Here is a 19879-nt window from a genome sequence, read left to right as displayed (position 1 = left end):
CGATGAAAATAGAATCAACACGTTTTATAAACCATTTAAATTTGAAAAAGTATGGAAGTAGTAACCATCGAAAGAAGAACATTTTCGTATGTCTGCGAACGGTTCACGGAGTTTGCCAAACGGATAGAAAGTTTGTGCAGCACTCATACACAGAAAGTAGAAAACTGGCTGGACAGTCAGGAAGTGTGCCTGTTGTTAGGCTTTAGCAAGCGAACGCTGCAATATTATCGGAGTAGCGGAAGATTGGCTTATTTTCAAATAGGCAGTAAGATTTATTATAAATCTGCTGATATTGAAAGAATTATTGCAGACAGTGAAACACTGAATCAATCACCCAAACAAACCACGCCTTATGAAAAGAACTAAAGAAGATTATCCGTCCTTCAACCTGTTTCCCATTGTCGGCACATGGGAAAGCGTTAATCTGAATCCTACGGTTATCATTTACCGGAATGACAAAAAACATCTCCTTTCTATTATATATGTATCGGAAACCACCAAACAGGCTTCTCCTGCTACGTATGAGATACAGAAAGATGGTAGCCAGTATTTTATTGCCACTGCATCCAAGCGGCTCTATATAGATTATGACCGGATAAAAGATGTACTTAGCATTTCATCATTAGGTGATTATCTGCGTAACTAACTTATCAACCAGCTAATCATATAACTGATTAGCTATCTGGCAATCTTGAAATCAATATTTCAATAAAACAATTTTTCAATCATGGAACTTATAAATAAAGATACACCGCAAGTCAAAGAATTTATTTCTTCGCTCGATTCAATGCTGAATGGCATTGAAACTATTGTCAAGCATTACAAACCTCACCTGAACGGGGAATGCTTTCTTTCTAACCATGAAGTTTCCAAGAAACTGAATGTCAGTTTGCGAACCTTGCAAGAATGGCGAGATACAGGATTAATCCCCTTTATCCAGATAAAAGGCAAAATCATCTACCGCCAAAGTGATATTGACAAACTGCTCCAAAAGCACTACTTTGAAAGTTGGAAAGAATAACCTACCACTCTCAAAACATTGTTTTTCGGAATTTAATTTGAATCATTGACTTTTCCAGTGAAGTATTTAGTCTGTGCAAGTCTTTAGATGAAAATACGCTTGAACATAGTGAGAGGAAGATTTTCTTCTAAACCGAAGGCTTGGACTTGAACAGGCTAAATGCGGAACTTACCTTTGTCAATGTTTCATATTGAGTTCTGAAAAACTTACTTTAAAAGAAAATGAATTTTGAAAAGTAATTTATATATGGATATAGTAGCAATAGAAAGAATTTCCTTCGATTCTTTTAGAAAGAAGCTGGAACAGATTATATCATTGGCAGATAATACTTCTTTATCTCCCTCTGATATGTGTATTGAGAAAGAATGGATAGAAGGCAAGACATTGGCAGCTTCGCTAAATATTTCTCTGCGAATATTACAGTCTTTACGGGAGAGTGGCAAACTTTCTTTTTCGACTGTTGGCAAGAAAGTATATTATAAGGTTGTCGAAGTGCAAAAACTATTGGAGTCAGGTAGAATAAAAGTAACTACTAAAGAATAATTGCTTATGGATTTGTACACGAATGAGGATAGCCAAGAATTATTGCAATCGTTAGATAGGGCTTTACCTTATATAGAATATGCATTGAAGAATAATAAAGCCATGTTTGAGGGTGAACGGTATCTGACAAGCGAAGAACTTTGTTCTATACTCAAAATCAGCCGTAGGACTTTACAGTATTATCGGGATGATGGCATTTTCCCTTTTATTCAATTTCCGGGCAAAGTGCTGTTTCGTGAATCGGATATTAGGAAGGTTTTGGAAGATAGGTTTCGTTCTGCCTATAATATAGAAGATTATTCTCTTTAGCCTTTAATATAATGAAGATAGAGAAACGGCTACCGTCCGAATGGATTAGGTAGCCGTTTTCATCTTTAGGTAGTTTTAGTAGAGAAGTTCTCCCGTACATTCTGCATCTCTCGGAGAATACTCTGATCCAATACTTTTGCGTATCGCTGTGTCATTTTCGTATTGGTATGACCGAGCATCTTAGATACATTTTCCAATGAAACATTGTTAGCTAGCGTAACGACAGTCGAAAAAGTATGACGCCCTGTATGCGTGGTCAGGTTCTTCTTAATTCCGCAGAAATCAGCTATTTCCTTCAAATAACTGTTTGCCTTTTGGTTGCATGGAACGGTTAATAATGTACCTTTCTTTTCACAAAGCGGATAGCCTTTGTATTTATCCAATATAGCTAACGGAATATCCAAAAGCGGAATATTACACATGACTTTTGTCTTTTGGCGGGCTTTTCTTATCCAGACGTTCCCTTGATTGTCTGTTACCAAATGTTCGGGTTTCAATTCCGATACATCTATGAACGCTAATCCAGTCCAACACTGGAATAAGAAAATATCACGTACCAATTCCAAGCGTGGTACATTGAAAACTTTAGTCCGTAAAATTTCTAATTCTTCTTTGGTTAGAAACTCTTTATGTACTTCCTGCTCATGGAAGTGGATATTCATAAACGGATTCTTATCTATCCAGTCGTTTGCAAGAGCCATGTTAGTAATCTTCTTGACTACTTTCATGTAGCGGATAACGGTATTCTCTTGTAGATTCTTTTTTGATTTCAAGAAATGAACATAATCCTGAATGATGGCATTATTTATTTCTTTCATCGGAATATCCTTTTGGTGGTACTGTTTTAGAAGCATTTCTTTAAAATATTTCAGGCATGTATCAAAACGGGAGATAGTGACCTTTGCGTAATCCTTGCCGATCAGTTTTCTGCATTTGTCGTTGTGTTCTTGGAATACTTCAAAGAACATTTTATGCTTTTCATCCAGTCCAAGAAAACGTCTTTTGATTTCCATCGGATTAATAAGTTTGTTTTCATCTTCCAAAGTTCGATGAATCTCATACAAGCGTAATTTTACCGATTCCAGATAACGGTTTACTTCTACTGATTTAGAATCTTTACCTGTACAACGTTCTTTGGCTTGTGACCAGAGTTCAGGCTTAACAGTTCGTTTTAGCTGCATTTCAGCTAATTGACCTTGAATAGTTATCCGCAACATGATAGGTGTTTCACCTGATTTTACTGTTCTTGTTTTGCGGATGAAGAACAGCACGTTGAAAGTCTGTCGTTTCATACTCTAAAAAATTAATGTTTAAAGTTACTGAATCGTGCAGAATAGCAAGAGTCAAACGATAAGACAATCAACGACTTACGGTACAATTCGTGGACATTTTTTTCGAGACTAAAATTGTCCACGATTTAGCACTACGGAAGTGCGTTGTTTTGCCAAAAATATGCGGATTGGGAGAAAAAGAAAATCCCTGAAATGTTTAATATTCAGGGATTTACCAAATTTGAAGTCTTTTAAAAGTGGTGCCATCACGGAAGAGAACCTATACACGGACGACGACGGGGCATTGTGGCTGAAATACCGCAGGAAGAAAAACGAGCACAGGGCGAGCGTCAAACTACTACCCGAAGCGTTAGCCCTGCTTGAAAAATACAAGGACGAGACACGGAAAACGCTCTTCCCGATAATCCATCACCCGAACATGAAGCGACACATGAAGGCGTTGGCTGCACTGGCTGGTATCAAGGATAACTTGTGCTACCATCAGGCGAGGCATAGTTTCGCCTCGCTGATAACCCTCGAAGCTGGCGTGCCGATAGAGACCATCAGCCGGATGTTGGGGCACTCCGACATTTCCACGACACAGGTATATGCCCGTGTCAGCCCGAAGAAGCTTTTCGAGGACATGGACAAGTTCATAGAAGCCACCAAGGATTTTCAATTAGTTCTTTAACCCTTTAATACAGAAAACGATATGCGAAGTACATTTTCATTGTTACCCTACATCAACCGCAGCAGGGTGAAGGCGGACGGAACGACAGGCATCCTTTGCCGCATAACCATTGACGGAAAGCAGACAGCCGTCAGCACGGGAATCTATTGCCGCCCGGAAGACTGGAACGGCAGGAAGAACGAGATAAAGTCCGCAAGGGAGAACAACCGCTTGCAGGAATACCTCCGGCTCATTTCAGAGGCATACGAGGAAATCCTGAAATCGCAGGGCGTGGTCAGTGCGGAGATATTGAAAAACCATATCACCTTGAACAACATCCACCCGACCACCCTCCTGCAAATGGGCGAATGGGAAAGGGAGCGGTTGAGGAAACATTCCGAGGAAATAGATTCAATCTCCACTTACCGAGGTTCAATGTACTATCAGAAGTATCTGGTGGACTACCTCGCGTCTTTCAGGAAGAAGGACATCGCTTTTGAGGAAGTGACGGAAGATTTCGGCAAGTCCTACAAGGCGTTTTTGAAGAAGTGCAAGAATTTCAGTTCATCCCAGACCAACAAATGCATGTGCTGGCTGAACCGCCTGCTTTATCTTGCCGTGGACAGGGATATTATCCGTGTGAACCCCTGTGAGGATTTGGAATATGAGCCAAAGCCGGAGGCAAGGCACAAGTACATCAGCCGTGAGGAATTCAAGAGAATTCTCTCCACCCCGATGTACGACAAGCGTCAGGAACTTGCAAGGCGGGCTTTCATCTTTTCCACGCTGACGGGGTTGGCGTATGTGGATATAAAACTCCTGCATCCGCACCATATCGGGACGAATGCGGAGGGCAGACGATTCATCCGCATCAACCGCAAGAAAACGAGTGTAGAGGCGTTCATTCCCCTACATCCCATAGCGGAGCGGATATTGTCACTATACAATACGACCGATGACGAACAGCCCGTGTTCCCGCTTCCGAGCCGTGATGCCCTGTGGTTTGAGATTCACGAGATAGGCGTAATCATTGGCAAAGAAGATAATTTGAGCTATCATCAAAGTCGTCACAGCTTCGGAACGTTTCTGATTTCGGCGGATATACCTATCGAAAGCATTGCCAAGATGATGGGACACTCAAACATCCGAACCACACAGGGATATGCCCGGATAACCGATGATAAAATCTCAAAGGACATGGACAAGCTGATGGAACGAAGAAAGGACGTTTCGGCTGGCGAAAAGACAAACAACCACAAACAGACAACATTAAATAAGGAGTAGTATGAACAGGGGAATCATTACAATCAGTGAAACGGGTGCAGTCACTATGCCGACCGTACCCGTATGGATGACGCAACAGGAGATAGCCGACCTGTTCGGCGTGTTCTCCTGCCATGTCCGCAAGGCAATCCGTTCCATATACAAGAACAAGGAAGTGAGTGAACTGGACACAATGAAATACGTCAAGCAAGCGGACGGAATCAGCTATGACGTTTACAGCCTTGAAATGATTATAGCCATTGCATTCAGAATACGCAGCAAAGAAAGTATCTCGTTCAGACAGTTTGTAATCAATAAAGCGAGTGCCGGAACAATAGGAACTTCGGTTACATTGCTTGTTTCCTGCGGCAGAGATAACAACCGATGGTATAGTTGAGGTTCATTCCGTCAGCCACTTGTTCCCGATGCACGGATGCAAAGGTAGCGTATGGCTCTGGTGGCAGTGGCAAGGTCGGGCGGCAGAGCCGTTTCGGGCAAAATCTTCCTCAAACAGGTTTGAGCGTATTCAGCCCGAAAACCTTGCCCTTGCCTGCCATACGCAAGAAAGGCATCCGGCAACGGAAACAAGCGACTGACGGAAATCAGAAGACAGAAAAAAAGGAACGGCTTACAGACGAAGCAGGATTTTGGCGCTTCATCTGTAAGCCGTTCCTTTTTTCTTTATTTGCCGAAGCTTCATTGCTGGCGCAATTATAGGGCAGACGGCAAACTGCGCTCCTTCAAGAAAATCATGTACCCGTCAGTCGGTATGCGGAGCGGTAGCCGTCAGCAAGCATCCGCTCGATGTCCGATTCACGGTAGAGGATTTTGCCGCCCAACTGGATGTAGGGTATCCGTCCTTCGTTACGGTAATCCTGCAAAGTCCGGCGGCTCACTTTCAGCCGTGCCGATACCTCCTTGTCGGTAAAGAAACGCTCGCCGCCCAGTGTCGGACGATAGTTGGCGGTCATACGCTCGAAGCTGTCCAGCAGGCGGTCGATGCTGCCCATGAAGTGGATTATCCACTCGCTGTCCTTGTTAATCAGTTCATTCATATACTTTGGATTTAGTGGGTTTATTGTATTCAGTGATTAGATTGCCTTTCCTTTGAACTTCGCATCCTTACGCCTGTCTTCCACGACAGATACGATGCGTTGAACGTCTTCGGGGCGGTAATACGTCTTGTGGTTTATCTGCGAGTAGGCAAGCGTGCCGTTGTCCCGCAGGGTCTGCAATGTGCGTGGGCTGATGTTCAGCATTTGGCATACGTCCTGATTGTACATCCACTCCGTCATCTTCTTCTCTCCGTGCCGCTGGCAGATGGCATCCATGCGGCGGACAAAATGGTCGAACTTGGCGACCATCGCCTCAAAGGTCTTTCTTTCGATTGATACTATTTCCATATACTTCATTTATTGTTGTCATTGCTTCTTCTCGCTGCAAAGAAAATGGTAAACATTTATAAAACAATGGATTTTTCAAAACTGGCAGCTTGTGGCACAACGATGTAGCACTTGTCCGGGGTGGCAACGTCTATGCCTCCGTAAAATATACTCTCTTCGTTGGCAGTTGCTCCTTTATTATAATAAGGTAAGGGGGAAGGCTTCCATTGCCTTATTCTTGACGAGGCGGAACAAGCCATCGGCAGGATTGGAAATAAGCCCTTATTTCTCTTCCGCATCGCATCTCGTCTGATTCAATCATTCCGGCAAATCGGTGAAGTCTGCACCGAAGTTCAGACTGGCATTAAGCAAAGCCACACAAAATTGCCGAATCGAATCCAAACGCTTGACTGACTGCATTAAAACACCTTATTTCGCTGACGATAATCGGTCGAGGTGCAGACCAAGACCACAGTAATAACTTAATCAATTTGTTTTTATGGCAACAAGAAAAGAATCAACCATCAGTGAGCAGCAAGCTCAGGAAATCGTGGAAAGAATGAGTCGCAGGGAATCCCGTGACAGGACATCCTTGAACGACCTCTACAAGCGTATCGGTTTGGAGACGGACAAGCCGGAACCTGCCGATGCTCCCGACACCTCGGAAGCGAAGACCGCCGTAACGGAAGAACCAGCAGAGGAAGCGGCGAATGAAGTGCTTGAAGGAAGCACAAGGGACCTACCCGGAAAGGCGGCATTGCCGCAGAAACGCATCAGCAGCAAGCAGCGCAGGCTGTCGTTGGACGAGTACCGCACCACTTACCTGCAAGTCCCCAAGATTACCGACCGCAAGCCCGTGTTCGTCAGCGGCGAGGTACGCGACAGCTTGGACAGGATTGTCCGCTACTTCGGCGGCAGGGGCATGAGCGCATCGGGGATGGTCGAGAATCTCGTCCGCCAGCACCTTGAAACCTATCGGGAAGACATCGAGCAGTGGCGCAAGCTCTGAACGGACTGCGGTGGAACCGGTCAAGCCGGTGGATGCACTCCATCGGTTTGACCGACATCCCCAGTGAGTTATTGCACTCACAAACCAATCCGACAAGCGGAGGATTCTCGTGTCCTCAAAGACACAGCAAGATATATTTTCAGTTACCCGAATAATTCTAAGTAACTGAAAATCCTTGCACCGCCGTGGGCAGAATTATCCTCCGCAGTCGGATAATTTCGGGGTTCCTTAATCAAAGATTAAACAATGGATAAACCATAAAATAGAAAGATAAGAAGCATGAAAAAGAAGAGTAGGTACGGGAGAAATCCCAAGTTGAACCCAAAGACGCACTGCGTGATGGTGCGTTTCGACGATGTGGAATGGAACAGGTTTCTCACCATGTACGAGGAATCACAGGTGTACGCGAAAGCCGTCTTTCTCAAGGCGCATTTCTTCGGGCAGAAGTTCAAGGTGCTGAAAGTGGACAAGACACTGGTGGATTACTACACCAAGCTGTCAGACTTCCATGCGCAGTTCCGTGCCATCGGCACGAACTACAATCAGGTCGTGAAGGAACTACGCATCCATTTCTCGGAGAAGAAAGCGATGGCATTGCTCTACAAGTTAGAGAAATGCACCATAGACCTTGTGAGGGTGAGCCGTCAGATTGTAGAATTATCAAGGGAAATGGAGGCGAAGTGGCAACAAGTGCAAATCCATAAGCATTCAATTACCGATTGATGAAAATCAAGTAGGAGGTGAACACTAATCAGAGATGTTCGCCTCCTTTCGTGTTCACTTGTCCTCTCACACCACCATACAAGCGGGTCCGCATATGGCGGTTACATACTTTACCGATTTTGTTTATTCTCGACTCGGAGTCTTGCGTTGTCTTTGGCTGTACGCTTGCCACTATTAGCCGCGTTAGGGACTTGTACCCACTAGATTATACCCATGTCGGACGAACACTTCACAACTCACTTGATTCGGCTGAACGGTTCAAGGGAGTTGTGAAGTGTTCGCGTTAAGATTTGCACGAATGGGGCGAGGCCTAAGGCTCGATGAGCGGTAGTGAGCTTAGTTTGACGGCGGTAGCCAGTATGTCCAAGCCTTATGTCAATCCCAATAACCTTTTCTGTAAACGAGTATTCCATCAACGACATTATGAGCAAAAGAAACCATAAAGCCTTCTTTTACACAGTTGAGAGAGCTGTCCTCATCAATGCAACTGGGGAATTTGTTAATAAACTCTGCTTTTGATAAGCTAAAGAGGTTAACTCCGTTAAGTGTCAATAACTCACCATGGAAAAACTCGACTGCTTCAACTTCGTTATTGATATCATAGAAAACGTGAAAACCGGGATAAGCGTCTGTAGTGTTCCTGCTTATTGGGGTCTTTTTGAACTCTCGAAAGTTAGGATAATCAACCCTAACGAGAGAACGCTTTTCATTAAAAGCGATATTTCCGACTTTAATATAAGGAGTAAGTTCCATATTTTCAGATTTTATTGTTTCGTTCTAATTCATCAACGTATTCTAACATTTGTGCAATAGCGTCATCGTACTTATCGCCAAATTTAGAATGGATATCATCAATGTCCATTTGCAATGCTTCTCTGAACTTGCCTTGTTCTATAAGTTCTTTTTGAGCAGCGGCGTAGGCTCTTGCATCTCGAGAATTACCCCAGCTTGCTGTTTGAACATGGTCTTCATATTCCATAGCAATGCAGGGACCCTCTCCAGTTTCAAGGTGAGAGCTGGCGTTGGATGGCATATGATGCTTTTCATGCGGAGGAGTATCCTTCCAACCCCAATCTAAGGAATCGTAACCACCTCCTTTACGACGAATTTCAACGTCAGTGGATACTTCAGCGGTATCAGTAGTAGCTTCTGCATCAACGAGTTTAGTACAAGAAGAAGCTGCTTTCATCTCGTCATTTGCCTTGTGCTGATAGAACTGGGCTTTCTGTTCTAAGTCTTTGGCGTGAGAGTAATCTCCTCTTTCTACAGCTTTAGCAGCTTCTTTCGTGTAGTAGTTAGCGTTTTCCTGTGCTGTTTTGGCGTTCTTTTCGTGCCATGCTTTATCATCTACAAAAGCAGCCAATTTACCCTCTCTTTGGAAATTTTCGTGAGAGACTTGAGCAAAGGGTGAATTAGCAAAAGCTGCTTTGCAATTCTCTATGGTTGGGGTTATGCCTTGCGCTTGGAGCTGTCGAACGACCTCGCGGCCATATTCAATAGCCCTGACTCTAATAATGCCGTTAGGATGAGAAGGCGATGCTTTTGTGGAAGCTAACATTTCCTCAAAATTGCTACTTGGCAATCCTAACATTTCGGAGCGGACACCCGAGAAGAAATCTGCACCAAGTTCTTGGGGCCAAGGCTCTTGAAAGTCCATGCGCAAAATGCGGTGGCCGCATTCATGTGCCCAAACTTTGGTCATATCCTCGAACGAAACGCAGCCCATATCTTTGAATTGCTCTAAATTATATTCAAAGACATCGTTACCTACGAATATATCGCAGTTGCGATACACACCAATAGCACCACCTTCTGTTAATTCAGCATCGGGAATACCAAAGAAAAGGCAAGCACTATGAGCCGAGGCTTCAACTCTCGTCTCAATAGCTGCATCCGATAGGGTACCAGCCTCGATTGCATTAGTAATTTTCTCACATGTACGGAGTGCATTGCTCTCTTTATCCGGTCGCGTAGCTTCATCTATCTTATCGGCCGTATAATTCAGAGCCATGTCGGCAGATTTCTCTGCCACTTTTTCAGCTGCTTCTTTAGCAACTTCTTTTACGATAGCACCTGTAATTGGGTCCATAATTATTTGTTTAATGTGGCTTCAAGCCAACCTTTGTAAAAAGCATTATTCATTCTGTCGCTGCAACCTTTCATATACATATTCAAGAATGTTCTCATTCTTGAATCAACAGAAAGCCCTGTTACCTCTGAGAGTGAGCGAGTAATGTTTGCATTCATAACATCCACATCCGAAGATTTAGATGCGGATTCAAAAATTGAAGTGCCTACTATGGTTACAAAGATAAATGCAATGTCATCATTAGAGGGTTTTATTATGCTATTCAATTTTTGCTTGATTTTGCCAAGTCTACCTCCTGAGATGGTTGACTTGGCAAGCAATGCAAAGAACTCAGCGCGGTTAATGTCAGCACCAACTGAAGTATAGCATTTGTAGAGAATATTAAAAATCTCTGCAAGAGCAGCTGAATTATGCGCGTCTAATGATGAGTAACTGAATTTGTAAGACCACGGTGTACTTTCTATGGGGCAATAGAAAACTTTTGTTCTTACAGGTTCTTCCCAAGATGTTTGATAGATGATGGCCTCACCGGTTTTCAGTTTTGATATTTCCTCAATGTGGCTATCATCAAGTCCGATGGATTTACCAGCGGCTTCTCTATCTTCCTTTTCGGGAAGAGCCATGAGAATTTTTGTATTAGTATTTCGTATAGCGGCAAGATCGAGCATTGATGGCGATTGGTCTGCAATGATAAAACCTTCGCCGTATGTACGCATTTCAGCCATACTGTTTGCTATCTTTTCCACGGCCATACCTGCGACATTCGAAGATTCAGCCGATTGTGCGGTAGAAGTCCTTTTGAGTAGGTTGTGGGCTTCTTCAAGAACAGTAATATGGCGAAGTGGCAAGTTCATACCCTTGTGCTCAGATGAACGATATTCGTTCAATTTCAGCACAAGCAGACCCATAATAAGCGACTTGGTTTCAGATGATTTAACCCTTGAAATGTCGATAATTACATTTGTGTCAAATAATTGCTGGTCGCTTAAGGGCGTGCCATTGAACATTCGCCCAACAATGCCGTCACACAACGATTGCAAGCGGGTTTCTAACGATCCCTTGTAATCGCCTTTTGTGTCCGAAGAATACTCTGACGAGTTGATGTAGTCTTTTAGGCTATCCAATACATCAGCCACAGTCGGGAAAACTCCGTTGGGATTATATGAATTGTCTAAATCCCAACCACAAGTTTTATATGCCTCAATGATAGAATGTTTGAGGACTTGCGGCATAGCAGCATACATCGGCCAGCAAGCATTGAATATCTCTACTAAAGCATCAATGTGTTCATACACATCTATGTCTTCGGGAAACGCAAACGGATTTATTGTAAGTAAATCCGAAATTCGTGGATTGCTGCCGTAAACAATTACGCTTGGGTCTGAACCGAATACTTCTTTATATTCTCCTTTTGCAGGTTCAATGACAAGGAATTTTATTCCTTTCTTCATCAATTCTGATAAAAGGAGATAAAGTGTATTCGATTTACCACTACCTGTTGTGCCAGTTACTAAAGTGTGTTTGGATAATCCATTGATACCCAAACTTACTACTTCGTCCTCGAATGTTTCGCCAAGGTGTTGAACGGTACCAATGGCGATTGAGTTATCAGGGGTATATTTATCATCAGTGATAACATTACGACCAAAAGGCTGTTCTTCGCGAACAAGTACGCCCGGAACAGATGTTTGGGGCAACGAAAGATGAATAGCAAGCTCCTTGCTTGTCACAACGGTACCCGGCGACACATTTATGCCATTGAAGATGAAGCGGGGCTGCAAAGAGTTAGTCAGATATTCGTAGATAGCTGAACAATCTCTTGGTTTGCACCAGGTATTGATTGCGCAGTTTTCAATTCCTGACTCCTCTCCGATAATGCAACCTCGATATAAGTTGGCTAATTTGACAGAAGTGGTTTCGGTGGGGGCCACGAAGTACGTTGAAACAGACCATAAGCCAAATGGAATACCATTATTTATACGCTCAACTTGCTTGTCAATGAGCTTTATAAAATTTTGTAGAGCAAAATTCTTAATGGTAATTTGGCGTGATGTGCCGGTAGTAGTGCTTTGATTTTCTTGATGCTGGTTGCTTTCTCCTTTTTGTTTACCCGTTGATGTTCCAGATTGGTCGCCTACGGCGGTTGAAACATTCCATCCGGTTTGTTTGCTCCAGTTGGTTTGATGTGAAGTGCTGTCTGAACTGCCAGTCCTGCCGCCAAATAAAGTAGAGCATAAAGAGTGCAATATGTTTTTACTGCGATTATCAGAGTGGCTGTTGCTATCAGACTCACCGTTGGTAATATTTTCGTTTGTTCCTTCGGTACGAGTGACTGTGCGAGAAATATTCTCAGTAAGAGTTTCGGAGAAACTACGAGTTATGCTGTCTGACACACCTTTTGTTTCCGAGTCTGAATACGTCAAATGAACTTCCGAAACAGTAGATAATTGCGACTGTATGTTGCAGAAAGCATTTATCATTGAATTTGCCTGTTCGGAACTTACATTTTCAGCGATAAAATATGCGGTGAATTTCGGAATTGAAGAAGACGCATCAATTAAGCGTTCAAGCCCCTGAACAAATGAGTCTTTCTTATCATCTCTTAGAGAGCCTAAAGCAGAAACACTTGTAATGAATGGTTTGTCATATTGAATATGTTTCAGCGACTTTGAGGATTGAATTTTTACGCCGGGCATATAGCCTTCAAGACCAGCTTTGAGGATTTCACCCGAAATGAGTTTATTCCCTGAGTAATCACGGGCACCCAAATATAGTTCGAAATTACCCTCGTTTTCCTTATGTAAAACTAATACGACGTTCTTAGCAGTATCGTGAAGTGAGGTATAAAGCATGGAAAGTTTGTCACCGAAAAAAACGTCTTTTTCGGTGACGATCTTGGTGATTTTATACCACCTCATAGTCGTATTATCAGACTGATTGAGCGGTACTATCTGGCATTCATTCAAGAGTGCCAGATAGTCGTGAGTGACAATCTCATGGAACAAATCAAGTTGTTCTGCGAGATTGACCTCTTTATATGGTTTCGTTAAGCCTTGTTCCATAATTACAAACCCAAAAATGCGATTACTCTATCAGACTCAGCTTTGCCTCTATCCAACCATTTTTCAAGGTCTAACGTGAGGCCTTGAATAAGTTGGTCTTTTTTGATTTTCAACTCGTGGGCATAACGCTCTTTTTCAAGGGCGTAATGCTTTTGAATGGTTACGTTCTTGGTATACTGTCTGTACGCTATCGCAATGGTTAGTACCTCAGCCGCTAAAGCCACCCACGCATTGGTGAATATGAATAACCCTGTAGCAATAACGGTTCCTATTCCAAGGGAATAAAGCGGATTTGTGGTTTTAGGGGCTGTCTCGGCAGGTGGTTTCGGCAGGTTGATTTCAATATGCTCAACTTTCAGTGCGTTATCACTTATCCACTTTAACATTTGTGCCTGATACCCCGAATTAAAGTCGGAGAACGATTGTAAAACGTCGTCATCTTTAATCGCAAATGCGCCGGTTGTACATGTATCGTAGATGTCAAAGACATATGTTTCGAGGATGCCCTCTGCAAGTTTCTTAATTTCCTCAGTGAAGTATTTAAGATTTTCATCGGAGATTTCACTGAGCAACAACTTCGCTTTCTCCTGAACTTGTGTTTTCAGGTAAGCTTTGTCTATAAGAGGTGTTGTCATAATTATTTTATTTTTTTACTCTATCAGAGCGGTTTGTTTCGATGTACTTTATTCTCTGCTCGAACTCATTAATAAGCTCGACGCTCTTACTAAGATTTTCTTCAAGAGCCTTTAACTCTGCTTCAGCGGCATCTAATTTAGTGTTGATTTCTTCCGAAATTAGATTACAGAATTTCTCCACTTTAGTAGTTAGAGAGTTCATAAAATCAGTTTTTGCACTTCTTGCTGATTTTATTACCAAAGCAATAAAATCCTTTACTTTCTTCTGATGGTCAACAACTGTCTTTGTATAGGGATAAGTCGTTTTGTATTCATCATCTGATGACCATCCACCTTCTTTAACAAGGACTCGCTTAGAGCGTGAATAGTCAGTTTGCGTAGAAGTGTTTTGTTTTTCAGCTTCGGACTCAAGATTGGCGAAGTCGATAGATTTTAATACTAAATCAGTATTATCAAACTTCGACCCAAACTGTTTGAAATCCGAAGTAAGGTCATTGAAAAGACCCTTTTCTACTTTCTTTACGTCATCCATTAAAGAAAGATAGGCAGTTCTACATTTGGGGATAGAGTCAATCTTCACAAAATTAGAGCATGCGGTATCAACAAAATCAAATTTTTTGCTGATAGCTTGGATTGAAGCAAGTCTCCTTAACTTGTTGAGAATATTGTTGTACTCAATCCTGCGCTTTTTTATTTTTTCTTTTTCTTTTTCGATTTCCGCTTTGCCGCCTTTGAGCACTTTGATTTGGTGGCGAAAGGAATTTATAAACCCCTCATAATCTCCGCGGATAAGACGTAAGATTTCGTCGAGAGTTTTTGACTTCTCTTTCTCTACGAAGTCATTGATGATGCGCTTTAAGTGAATGAAGTTTGCCCATTCTCTCATCAGAGCCAAAATGGTTTCATTTGTGCGCTCGATTTTCTGCTCCTTTAGCGCCTTTTTTATTGGACTCCATAAGTCAGTAATAACTTCAAGTGTTTCAGAAGACCAACCCTCTACGTCTTCAAGCTCATCTAAGTCTTGAAGATCGAGATTAAGAGCAGCAGCATCTTCGCAGAAACGTCCCATAAGACTGTCTACATAAGAAAGTCTTTCATTAGGAATTTTGAACGGATCTGCGTATAAAGTATGAGCTTTTGCTAAAATTGCATCCCTGTGGTTCCTGAATTTACCAACAGTAGCATGTGTCAAGATAAAGAATAGCCTTGACCGTGCATCATCGGTAAGTTGATTGATAGTTTCACTAACAAAAGTGCGACAGGCTTCATCTTCGATGTTGTCTGCTCCGCTTTGTAAAAAGATGATGGCATCAACGAGTTTGCCACCAAACTCGGATTCTTTAGTAAGCATCTTCTTGGTTTCATCTTGAATACCGCCAATAGCACCAACACCGGGAGTGTCAACTATACGCCAACCAATAAACTCATCGCTCAAAGGATATTTGATATATACTTGTTTTGCGATAGTTTTTTTCGGGTGAGAAGAAATATATTTCTTCCATATTGCCACATCAATATCTGCACAGTTAGTTCGAGCTTCAATGCCTGGTTTCATCTTGATGATTTCAGCCAATGAAGCGTTACCGGATATTAGCCTATTAATATCGTTAATAGGCAAATCACTGAACTCCTCAGGAACAGCTACTAAACTGCGAAGTTCGGAAACTATCAGTTCCCCTTCATAATGCTTTCTACTACCGTCGCAAAAAACAACATCCATAGAGGGTTTCTCGCCTCTCTCGATGTATGTTATTGCGCTTGTTGTTTGAAAATGCCCCGTAGGAAGAACTTCTTTACCGATAAGGGCATTGATGAAAGTAGATTTACCTGACGACATCTTGCCAACAATCGCAAGCGTAAAGCAGCCTTCTAAGAAGGGTTTGCAAAGACGCTCGATTGTGGCACTATGCCAAGGGTCTTTTATTTTACATTCTTTCTTGATGCGTTTATAATCGTTGAGTTCTTTCTCAACGATTTGGCGCATCATTATAAATTTATTTTTTGATGTCATAACAATTCTTTGAATTACACTGCAAATATAACACTTCTATTTCGGTTCTATCACATTAGATCTTGTCTTTCTCCAAAGTCAAGAGATGATTTGAACACAACTAATAGGCATAGAGTCTTTCAACGATTGAAAAGTTCATTTGCTTTCACTTGTTTACTAACTATTGTTTTGGCAGTTAAAGAAATATATATTACCTTTGTATTCATAGAAAGCGTTCTTTTGAATTACTGCGAAACGGTGTAAAATAGCGAATTTCGCTGGTTTCTAAATCGTTACCTATTAAGCTGAAATATTTTGTAAGCTGTTGTATTTTAGCAAGAAAGAGAATCTGCTATGTCTTGCCGTGTGATAGGTCAGTTTCTTATTTATCCCGACGATTTGGGCTATTTCTTTCAGAAAACGGTTCGTATTTTGATTACTTATCATTGGAAATAATTGACCGTCTGGCAATTTGCCTTTATACTTGTTAATAATTTCCGCAGGTACATCTAATAATAAGACTTTAAAGTTTTCTAAAGTTTTTGCACGGTTTTTTATAATGTATTGATTACCGTCGATGTATTTCTGTAAGTCCTTTTGCTCAAAGCTGCTGGCATCAATGTAGCTTAATCCGGTGTAACATGCCATAATGTAACTGTCCCGGACGCGGCTCAAAGTTTCAGATGCAAAAGGATATTCATACAATCTGCATAATTCTTCTTCATCTAATCGATCTCTTTCTGTTTCTTCAAAGTGGATTCGGAATAAACTTGCCGGATTCGTTGGGATGATTCCCATATTGAAAGCTAAGTTTATGATAGTACATAATTTTTGTACGTTTTTCATTGCAGCATTATGCTGACAAGGAAAATTTTTAAGCATGAACATTTGAAAATTCTTAATAAAGAATATATCAACTTTTTTTATGGGTATAGCCCAATCCCCGTATTCTTCCAGCATAAATAAAATTAAACGGTTACGGGTGCATAGATAACGACCGTAGGTTACATGCGTTAATTCTCCCGCTTCTACCTCCTTTCTCCGAGATTCTATATACGTATCGAAATAATCTAATAAAGTTATTCCGATTTCTTCCAATTCCTTACGTTCCCGTTCTTCTTCAATTTTTCTCTGTTCTTCTTCCTCTTTTGCTTTTTTTATGGCTTCCTCCTTTGCTCTCTTTTCAGGTGTTTTGCTAAGTTCGACATAAGCATCCCGGACAGTAACAGCAGATACGAAACCGTCTTTTAATAATAAGTTGACTTTTAAGTTTTCTATAATCTCTCTTATCTTTATTAACGAAATATTTATCCTTTGCGCTTCCGGGCTGTGTCCTTTAGCTTGGTTACATTTGGCATCCCATATTTTTTCAGATATACGTAAGCCGGTACTGAATTTCCTCCGATCTCCGTTAATAACGATATTTCCGTGAATTGATCTTTTACCTTCCGTATCGAGCATTTGACGGTTAAAAAAATGTAACTCCGTTGTCTGTGCTTTTTCCCATAAGTTTACATTTAAAGGTTACAAAAATACGTTTACATCCTGATTTTTTGATGTTTTAACCCTTAGACAATGTGGGAGTCATATGGTCTTTTCCCATCCACGCCATTTTAGGCAAAAAAGGCGAAAAGTAGATAGTGTTTCAAAAAGTGTGTAAATCCCAAGTTTAATTATTTTTGTAATTGCACATCAAAAATAACTTATTATGGAATTTACACAGGAACAAATTACGGAAATAATTTCGGAAATCACAAATGGAGAATCCGGTCTTCAGGGTTTAGTCAAACAAGGTTTAGAGAGTTTAATGCTCTCGGAACGAAGTCTTCATAATGAAGCTTTATCTGATATGAGTAACGGTTTCCGAGGCCGTCGGGTATGTCATGGAGGTAAGATATTCGAATTACGTGTCCCTCGTAGTCGTAACAGTAATTTTTACCCGATGTTACTCGGCGTGTTGAAAGATCAGGAAAAAAAGGCCCAAAAGCTAGTGAGCAGTCTTTATTGTAGCGGTTTAACCACGGAACAAGTGGGTAAAATTTACGAGCAATTTTACGGTAAGCATTACAGCAAAAGCCAGGTCAGCCGTCTTCTGAATACGGCCCGTGAAGATGTCAATGCTTGGCTTGTCCGTAGGCTTGACTCTCGTTATCCGATCTTATACATCGATGCCACTTATGTACTCACGCGTCGGGATGAGTCAGTCAGTAATGAAGCTTATTATACTGTTTTGGGAGTGAAGGAAGACCGGACACGGGAAGTATTGACCGTGGTAAACTTTCCCACAGAAAGCGCAACGAACTGGAAAGACGTATTTGAAGACCTCAAGGAAAGAGGGGTGAGTGTTGTTGATCTGTTGGTATGTGATGGTTTAAGCGGGATTGAAAACGCCCTGGCAGACACTTTTCCAAAAGCAGATCTGCAACTTTGTACTGTTCATCTGAAAAGGAATATTGCAGGTAAAGTCAAGCCAAGGGATAAGAAACAGGTCATGGAAGAGCTGAAACAAATATGTGCCCCCGATCAATGGGATATCAATCCGGAAAAGGCATTTGAAAACTTTAAAGACTTTATCCTAAGATGGCAGAAGAGCTATCCATCACTGAAAAGATATCAACATGAAAGATACAGGTTCTACTTTACATACTTTAAATATGAAAGGGAAATCAGGGGAATGATTTACACTACAAACTGGATTGAAAGACTCAACAGGGATTATAAAAGAGTCATTAACATGAGAGGAGCTATGCCAAATCCACAGGCCGTCATTCTGCTGATGGGCACAGTGGCGCAGAATGCGGATATTTATAAATACCCCATTTATAATTTTTTAGAATCAAAACTATTTTATTAAAAATAAATAATTTTGCAGAAATGAATAAAAAGGGAAGGCATACACACTTTTTGAAACACTATCCTTTTTGAAACACTATCGAAACACTATCGCTTAAATTGTCAATATGTAAAGACGGCGACGGCTTGACAAAAGACACAAAAAAACCTGTAATGTCTTAATATTACAGGTTTTACAATAAGTATTGACCGATTTTGACACAGTTTCCGTGATCCGCCTGGGATTCGAACCCAGGACCCCAACATTAAAAGTGTTGTGCTCTACCTACTGAGCTAGCGAATCGTCCTTACTTTCGGAACGAGGTTGCAAAGATAGAGAGATTTCTGTTTTATGCAAAAAAAGGATATCTGTTTTTTACGTTTTTTCTCTAAAAAGTGTTCGAAATAATCCGTGCCAATTTCCAACTAAGGAGATTTAAAAGAACTGATGACTTGGGATTGTCCTCAAAATGTCGTAACTTATGGAAGCGAATCTTAAAAAGTGTGCGTTATGTTACTCTATTATTACGAAAGAAAAGGTTTACTGATATTGCTTATCCTGATCAGTTGCCTGATTATTCTCCCCCGGCAGTTGAGACTAAAGAAACAAAAGGTATTTGTACTAGTCCCTCCCACTGAAATACCGGACAGTCTTTACCAGGATCGCCCGGTCCTAAAAGCGGACCCCCTGGAACTGAATACGGCCGATAGCAGTGCGTTAATAGCCATACGGGGTATTGGTCCTTATTATGCTTCCCGTATCCTCCGCTATCGGGAACGCTTGGGCGGCTTTTATGCCGTACGCCAATTAAAAGAGATAAAAATGACCTATTTCAACGTCGATTCTGCTGCCCATCTGTTTACCGTCAATCCCCAACTGATCCGGAAAAAAGATCTGAATTCGATGTCTTTTAAAGAAGTCCTCCGGCATCCTTATCTCGATTATGAGGAAGTAAAGTTGATTTTTAATGCAAAAAATAAGTACAAAAAAATTTCTTTCGATACATTGCAGCAAAGAAAAATTTTACCGGCATATAAACTTAAAAAAATAAAACCGTATTTCCGTTAATTTTATAACTT

Annotated in this window: 22 protein-coding genes, 1 tRNA gene and 1 pseudogene; 13 read left to right on the top strand and 11 right to left on the bottom strand. The window is 41.5% G+C overall.

What is annotated here, in order from left to right; translation table 11 throughout:
* Positions 1-51: 51 nt before the first annotated feature.
* The 5 genes from HMPREF9449_RS02490 (at position 52) to HMPREF9449_RS02470 (ending at position 1873) form a co-directional block, all read left to right on the top strand.
* Positions 52-366 carry a helix-turn-helix domain-containing protein gene (locus tag HMPREF9449_RS02490; protein ID WP_009135651.1) on the top strand — a complete coding sequence of 105 codons (315 nt, stop codon included), beginning with the start codon at positions 52-54 and terminating at the stop codon, positions 364-366.
* A complete protein-coding gene (locus tag HMPREF9449_RS02485) occupies positions 353-646 on the top strand; it encodes a DUF3876 domain-containing protein (protein ID WP_009135650.1) in 294 nt (97 codons plus the stop codon). Before HMPREF9449_RS02490 ends, HMPREF9449_RS02485 begins: the two co-directional genes overlap by 14 nt.
* Before the next feature lie 81 nt (positions 647-727).
* Entirely contained in the window at positions 728-1021 is a 294-nt protein-coding gene (locus HMPREF9449_RS02480) for a helix-turn-helix domain-containing protein (RefSeq protein WP_009135649.1), read from the top strand.
* Positions 1022-1267: 246 nt separating this feature from the next.
* Positions 1268-1564, top strand: coding sequence for a MerR family transcriptional regulator (locus HMPREF9449_RS02475; protein ID WP_009135648.1), 297 nt, complete (start codon positions 1268-1270; stop codon positions 1562-1564).
* Positions 1565-1570: 6 nt separating this feature from the next.
* Positions 1571-1873, top strand: a complete 303-nt coding sequence (locus tag HMPREF9449_RS02470; protein WP_009135647.1) for a helix-turn-helix domain-containing protein — start codon at positions 1571-1573, stop codon at positions 1871-1873.
* 65 nt (positions 1874-1938) lie between these two features.
* Here HMPREF9449_RS02470 and HMPREF9449_RS02465 read toward each other — a convergent pair whose 3' ends face one another.
* On the bottom strand, positions 1939-3165 hold the full coding sequence (locus tag HMPREF9449_RS02465; RefSeq protein ID WP_009135646.1) for a site-specific integrase: 1227 nt from the start codon (positions 3163-3165) through the stop codon (positions 1939-1941).
* Between the two features lie 241 nt (positions 3166-3406).
* Here HMPREF9449_RS02465 and HMPREF9449_RS02460 point away from each other — a divergent pair.
* The 4 genes and pseudogenes from HMPREF9449_RS02460 to HMPREF9449_RS16075 all read left to right on the top strand — a co-directional run.
* Positions 3407-3835: pseudogene (locus HMPREF9449_RS02460) on the top strand (tyrosine-type recombinase/integrase); the annotation flags it as partial.
* A gap of 21 nt (positions 3836-3856) precedes the next feature.
* Entirely contained in the window at positions 3857-5098 is a 1242-nt protein-coding gene (locus HMPREF9449_RS02455) for a site-specific integrase (protein WP_009135644.1), read from the top strand.
* Position 5099: 1 nt separating this feature from the next.
* A complete protein-coding gene (locus tag HMPREF9449_RS02450; RefSeq protein WP_009135643.1) occupies positions 5100-5474 on the top strand; it encodes a hypothetical protein in 375 nt (124 codons plus the stop codon).
* Positions 5471-5794: a hypothetical protein gene (locus HMPREF9449_RS16075; RefSeq protein WP_071987174.1), complete on the top strand. Its 324-nt coding sequence runs from the start codon at positions 5471-5473 to the stop codon at positions 5792-5794. The genes HMPREF9449_RS02450 and HMPREF9449_RS16075 overlap by 4 nt, the downstream gene beginning before the upstream one ends.
* 32 nt (positions 5795-5826) lie before the next feature.
* Here HMPREF9449_RS16075 and HMPREF9449_RS02440 read toward each other — a convergent pair whose 3' ends face one another.
* From HMPREF9449_RS02440 to HMPREF9449_RS16485, 3 genes are read right to left on the bottom strand one after another with little or no spacing between them, the layout of a single operon-like run.
* Positions 5827-6132, bottom strand: coding sequence for a helix-turn-helix domain-containing protein (locus tag HMPREF9449_RS02440; RefSeq protein ID WP_009135642.1), 306 nt, complete (start codon positions 6130-6132; stop codon positions 5827-5829).
* A 36-nt stretch (positions 6133-6168) separates the two neighbouring features.
* Entirely contained in the window at positions 6169-6480 is a 312-nt protein-coding gene (locus HMPREF9449_RS02435; protein WP_009135641.1) for a helix-turn-helix domain-containing protein, read from the bottom strand.
* A gap of 56 nt (positions 6481-6536) precedes the next feature.
* A complete protein-coding gene (locus HMPREF9449_RS16485; RefSeq protein WP_147640012.1) occupies positions 6537-6758 on the bottom strand; it encodes a hypothetical protein in 222 nt (73 codons plus the stop codon).
* Positions 6759-6958: 200 nt separating this feature from the next.
* Between HMPREF9449_RS16485 and HMPREF9449_RS02430 the strand changes: the two genes are divergently transcribed.
* Both HMPREF9449_RS02430 and mobA read left to right on the top strand, forming a co-directional pair.
* Positions 6959-7468: a DUF3408 domain-containing protein gene (locus HMPREF9449_RS02430; RefSeq protein WP_009135640.1), complete on the top strand. Its 510-nt coding sequence runs from the start codon at positions 6959-6961 to the stop codon at positions 7466-7468.
* Between the two features lie 279 nt (positions 7469-7747).
* Positions 7748-8191, top strand: a complete 444-nt coding sequence (mobA, locus tag HMPREF9449_RS02425) for a conjugal transfer protein MobA (protein WP_009135639.1) — start codon at positions 7748-7750, stop codon at positions 8189-8191.
* 375 nt (positions 8192-8566) lie between these two features.
* Here the strand turns inward: mobA and HMPREF9449_RS02420 are convergent, their stop codons facing one another.
* From HMPREF9449_RS02420 to HMPREF9449_RS02395, 6 genes are all read right to left on the bottom strand, one after another.
* A complete protein-coding gene (locus tag HMPREF9449_RS02420; RefSeq protein ID WP_009135638.1) occupies positions 8567-8944 on the bottom strand; it encodes a hypothetical protein in 378 nt (125 codons plus the stop codon).
* 4 nt (positions 8945-8948) lie between these two features.
* Positions 8949-10280, bottom strand: coding sequence for a putative nuclear RNA export factor SDE5 (locus HMPREF9449_RS02415; protein ID WP_009135637.1), 1332 nt, complete (start codon positions 10278-10280; stop codon positions 8949-8951).
* A 2-nt stretch (positions 10281-10282) separates the two neighbouring features.
* On the bottom strand, positions 10283-13342 hold the full coding sequence (locus HMPREF9449_RS02410; protein ID WP_009135636.1) for a helicase HerA domain-containing protein: 3060 nt from the start codon (positions 13340-13342) through the stop codon (positions 10283-10285).
* 2 nt (positions 13343-13344) lie between these two features.
* Positions 13345-13977 carry a hypothetical protein gene (locus HMPREF9449_RS02405; protein ID WP_009135635.1) on the bottom strand — a complete coding sequence of 211 codons (633 nt, stop codon included), beginning with the start codon at positions 13975-13977 and terminating at the stop codon, positions 13345-13347.
* Positions 13978-13984: 7 nt separating this feature from the next.
* Complete coding sequence (locus tag HMPREF9449_RS02400; RefSeq protein WP_147640010.1) at positions 13985-15988, bottom strand: dynamin family protein; 2004 nt, start codon at positions 15986-15988, stop codon at positions 13985-13987.
* Positions 15989-16267: 279 nt separating this feature from the next.
* Positions 16268-17428 (bottom strand): site-specific integrase, encoded by a 1161-nt coding sequence (locus HMPREF9449_RS02395; protein WP_009135633.1) that lies wholly within the window; start codon positions 17426-17428, stop codon positions 16268-16270.
* 247 nt (positions 17429-17675) lie between these two features.
* Here HMPREF9449_RS02395 and HMPREF9449_RS02390 point away from each other — a divergent pair, with 247 nt between their 5' ends.
* Positions 17676-18821: an IS256 family transposase gene (locus HMPREF9449_RS02390; protein ID WP_009135632.1), complete on the top strand. Its 1146-nt coding sequence runs from the start codon at positions 17676-17678 to the stop codon at positions 18819-18821.
* 209 nt (positions 18822-19030) lie between these two features.
* Here the strand turns inward: HMPREF9449_RS02390 and HMPREF9449_RS02385 are convergent.
* A tRNA-Lys gene (locus HMPREF9449_RS02385) sits at positions 19031-19103 on the bottom strand.
* A gap of 207 nt (positions 19104-19310) precedes the next feature.
* Here HMPREF9449_RS02385 and HMPREF9449_RS02380 point away from each other — a divergent pair.
* Positions 19311-19868 (top strand): ComEA family DNA-binding protein, encoded by a 558-nt coding sequence (locus HMPREF9449_RS02380; protein WP_009135631.1) that lies wholly within the window; start codon positions 19311-19313, stop codon positions 19866-19868.
* The last annotated feature ends 11 nt before the right edge of the window (positions 19869-19879 follow it).

The sequence above is a fragment of the Odoribacter laneus YIT 12061 genome (assembly GCF_000243215.1).
Taxonomy (GTDB): domain Bacteria; phylum Bacteroidota; class Bacteroidia; order Bacteroidales; family Marinifilaceae; genus Culturomica; species Culturomica lanea.
The sequence above is the reverse complement of the archived record's forward strand: the minus strand, read 5'-3'. Positions and strand labels throughout refer to the sequence as shown.

Excerpts from the sequence above, each read along its gene's own strand:
- HMPREF9449_RS02400 (WP_147640010.1), bottom strand. The coding sequence starts at position 15,988 with ATGACATCAAAAAATAAATTTATAATGATGCGCCAAATCGTTGAGAAA.
- mobA (WP_009135639.1), top strand. The coding sequence starts at position 7,748 with ATGAAAAAGAAGAGTAGGTACGGGAGAAATCCCAAGTTGAACCCAAAG.
- HMPREF9449_RS02490 (WP_009135651.1), top strand. The coding sequence starts at position 52 with ATGGAAGTAGTAACCATCGAAAGAAGAACATTTTCGTATGTCTGCGAA.
- HMPREF9449_RS02380 (WP_009135631.1), top strand. The coding sequence starts at position 19,311 with ATGTTACTCTATTATTACGAAAGAAAAGGTTTACTGATATTGCTTATC.
- HMPREF9449_RS02465 (WP_009135646.1), bottom strand. The coding sequence starts at position 3,165 with ATGAAACGACAGACTTTCAACGTGCTGTTCTTCATCCGCAAAACAAGA.
- HMPREF9449_RS02395 (WP_009135633.1), bottom strand. The coding sequence starts at position 17,428 with ATGCTCGATACGGAAGGTAAAAGATCAATTCACGGAAATATCGTTATT.
- HMPREF9449_RS02430 (WP_009135640.1), top strand. The coding sequence starts at position 6,959 with ATGGCAACAAGAAAAGAATCAACCATCAGTGAGCAGCAAGCTCAGGAA.
- HMPREF9449_RS02485 (WP_009135650.1), top strand. The coding sequence starts at position 353 with ATGAAAAGAACTAAAGAAGATTATCCGTCCTTCAACCTGTTTCCCATT.
- HMPREF9449_RS02440 (WP_009135642.1), bottom strand. The coding sequence starts at position 6,132 with ATGAATGAACTGATTAACAAGGACAGCGAGTGGATAATCCACTTCATG.
- HMPREF9449_RS02475 (WP_009135648.1), top strand. The coding sequence starts at position 1,268 with ATGGATATAGTAGCAATAGAAAGAATTTCCTTCGATTCTTTTAGAAAG.
- HMPREF9449_RS02390 (WP_009135632.1), top strand. The coding sequence starts at position 17,676 with ATGGAATTTACACAGGAACAAATTACGGAAATAATTTCGGAAATCACA.
- HMPREF9449_RS16485 (WP_147640012.1), bottom strand. The coding sequence starts at position 6,758 with ATGCGGAAGAGAAATAAGGGCTTATTTCCAATCCTGCCGATGGCTTGT.
- HMPREF9449_RS02455 (WP_009135644.1), top strand. The coding sequence starts at position 3,857 with ATGCGAAGTACATTTTCATTGTTACCCTACATCAACCGCAGCAGGGTG.
- HMPREF9449_RS02480 (WP_009135649.1), top strand. The coding sequence starts at position 728 with ATGGAACTTATAAATAAAGATACACCGCAAGTCAAAGAATTTATTTCT.
- HMPREF9449_RS02420 (WP_009135638.1), bottom strand. The coding sequence starts at position 8,944 with ATGGAACTTACTCCTTATATTAAAGTCGGAAATATCGCTTTTAATGAA.
- HMPREF9449_RS02410 (WP_009135636.1), bottom strand. The coding sequence starts at position 13,342 with ATGGAACAAGGCTTAACGAAACCATATAAAGAGGTCAATCTCGCAGAA.
- HMPREF9449_RS02450 (WP_009135643.1), top strand. The coding sequence starts at position 5,100 with ATGAACAGGGGAATCATTACAATCAGTGAAACGGGTGCAGTCACTATG.
- HMPREF9449_RS02435 (WP_009135641.1), bottom strand. The coding sequence starts at position 6,480 with ATGGAAATAGTATCAATCGAAAGAAAGACCTTTGAGGCGATGGTCGCC.
- HMPREF9449_RS02405 (WP_009135635.1), bottom strand. The coding sequence starts at position 13,977 with ATGACAACACCTCTTATAGACAAAGCTTACCTGAAAACACAAGTTCAG.
- HMPREF9449_RS02415 (WP_009135637.1), bottom strand. The coding sequence starts at position 10,280 with ATGGACCCAATTACAGGTGCTATCGTAAAAGAAGTTGCTAAAGAAGCA.
- HMPREF9449_RS02470 (WP_009135647.1), top strand. The coding sequence starts at position 1,571 with ATGGATTTGTACACGAATGAGGATAGCCAAGAATTATTGCAATCGTTA.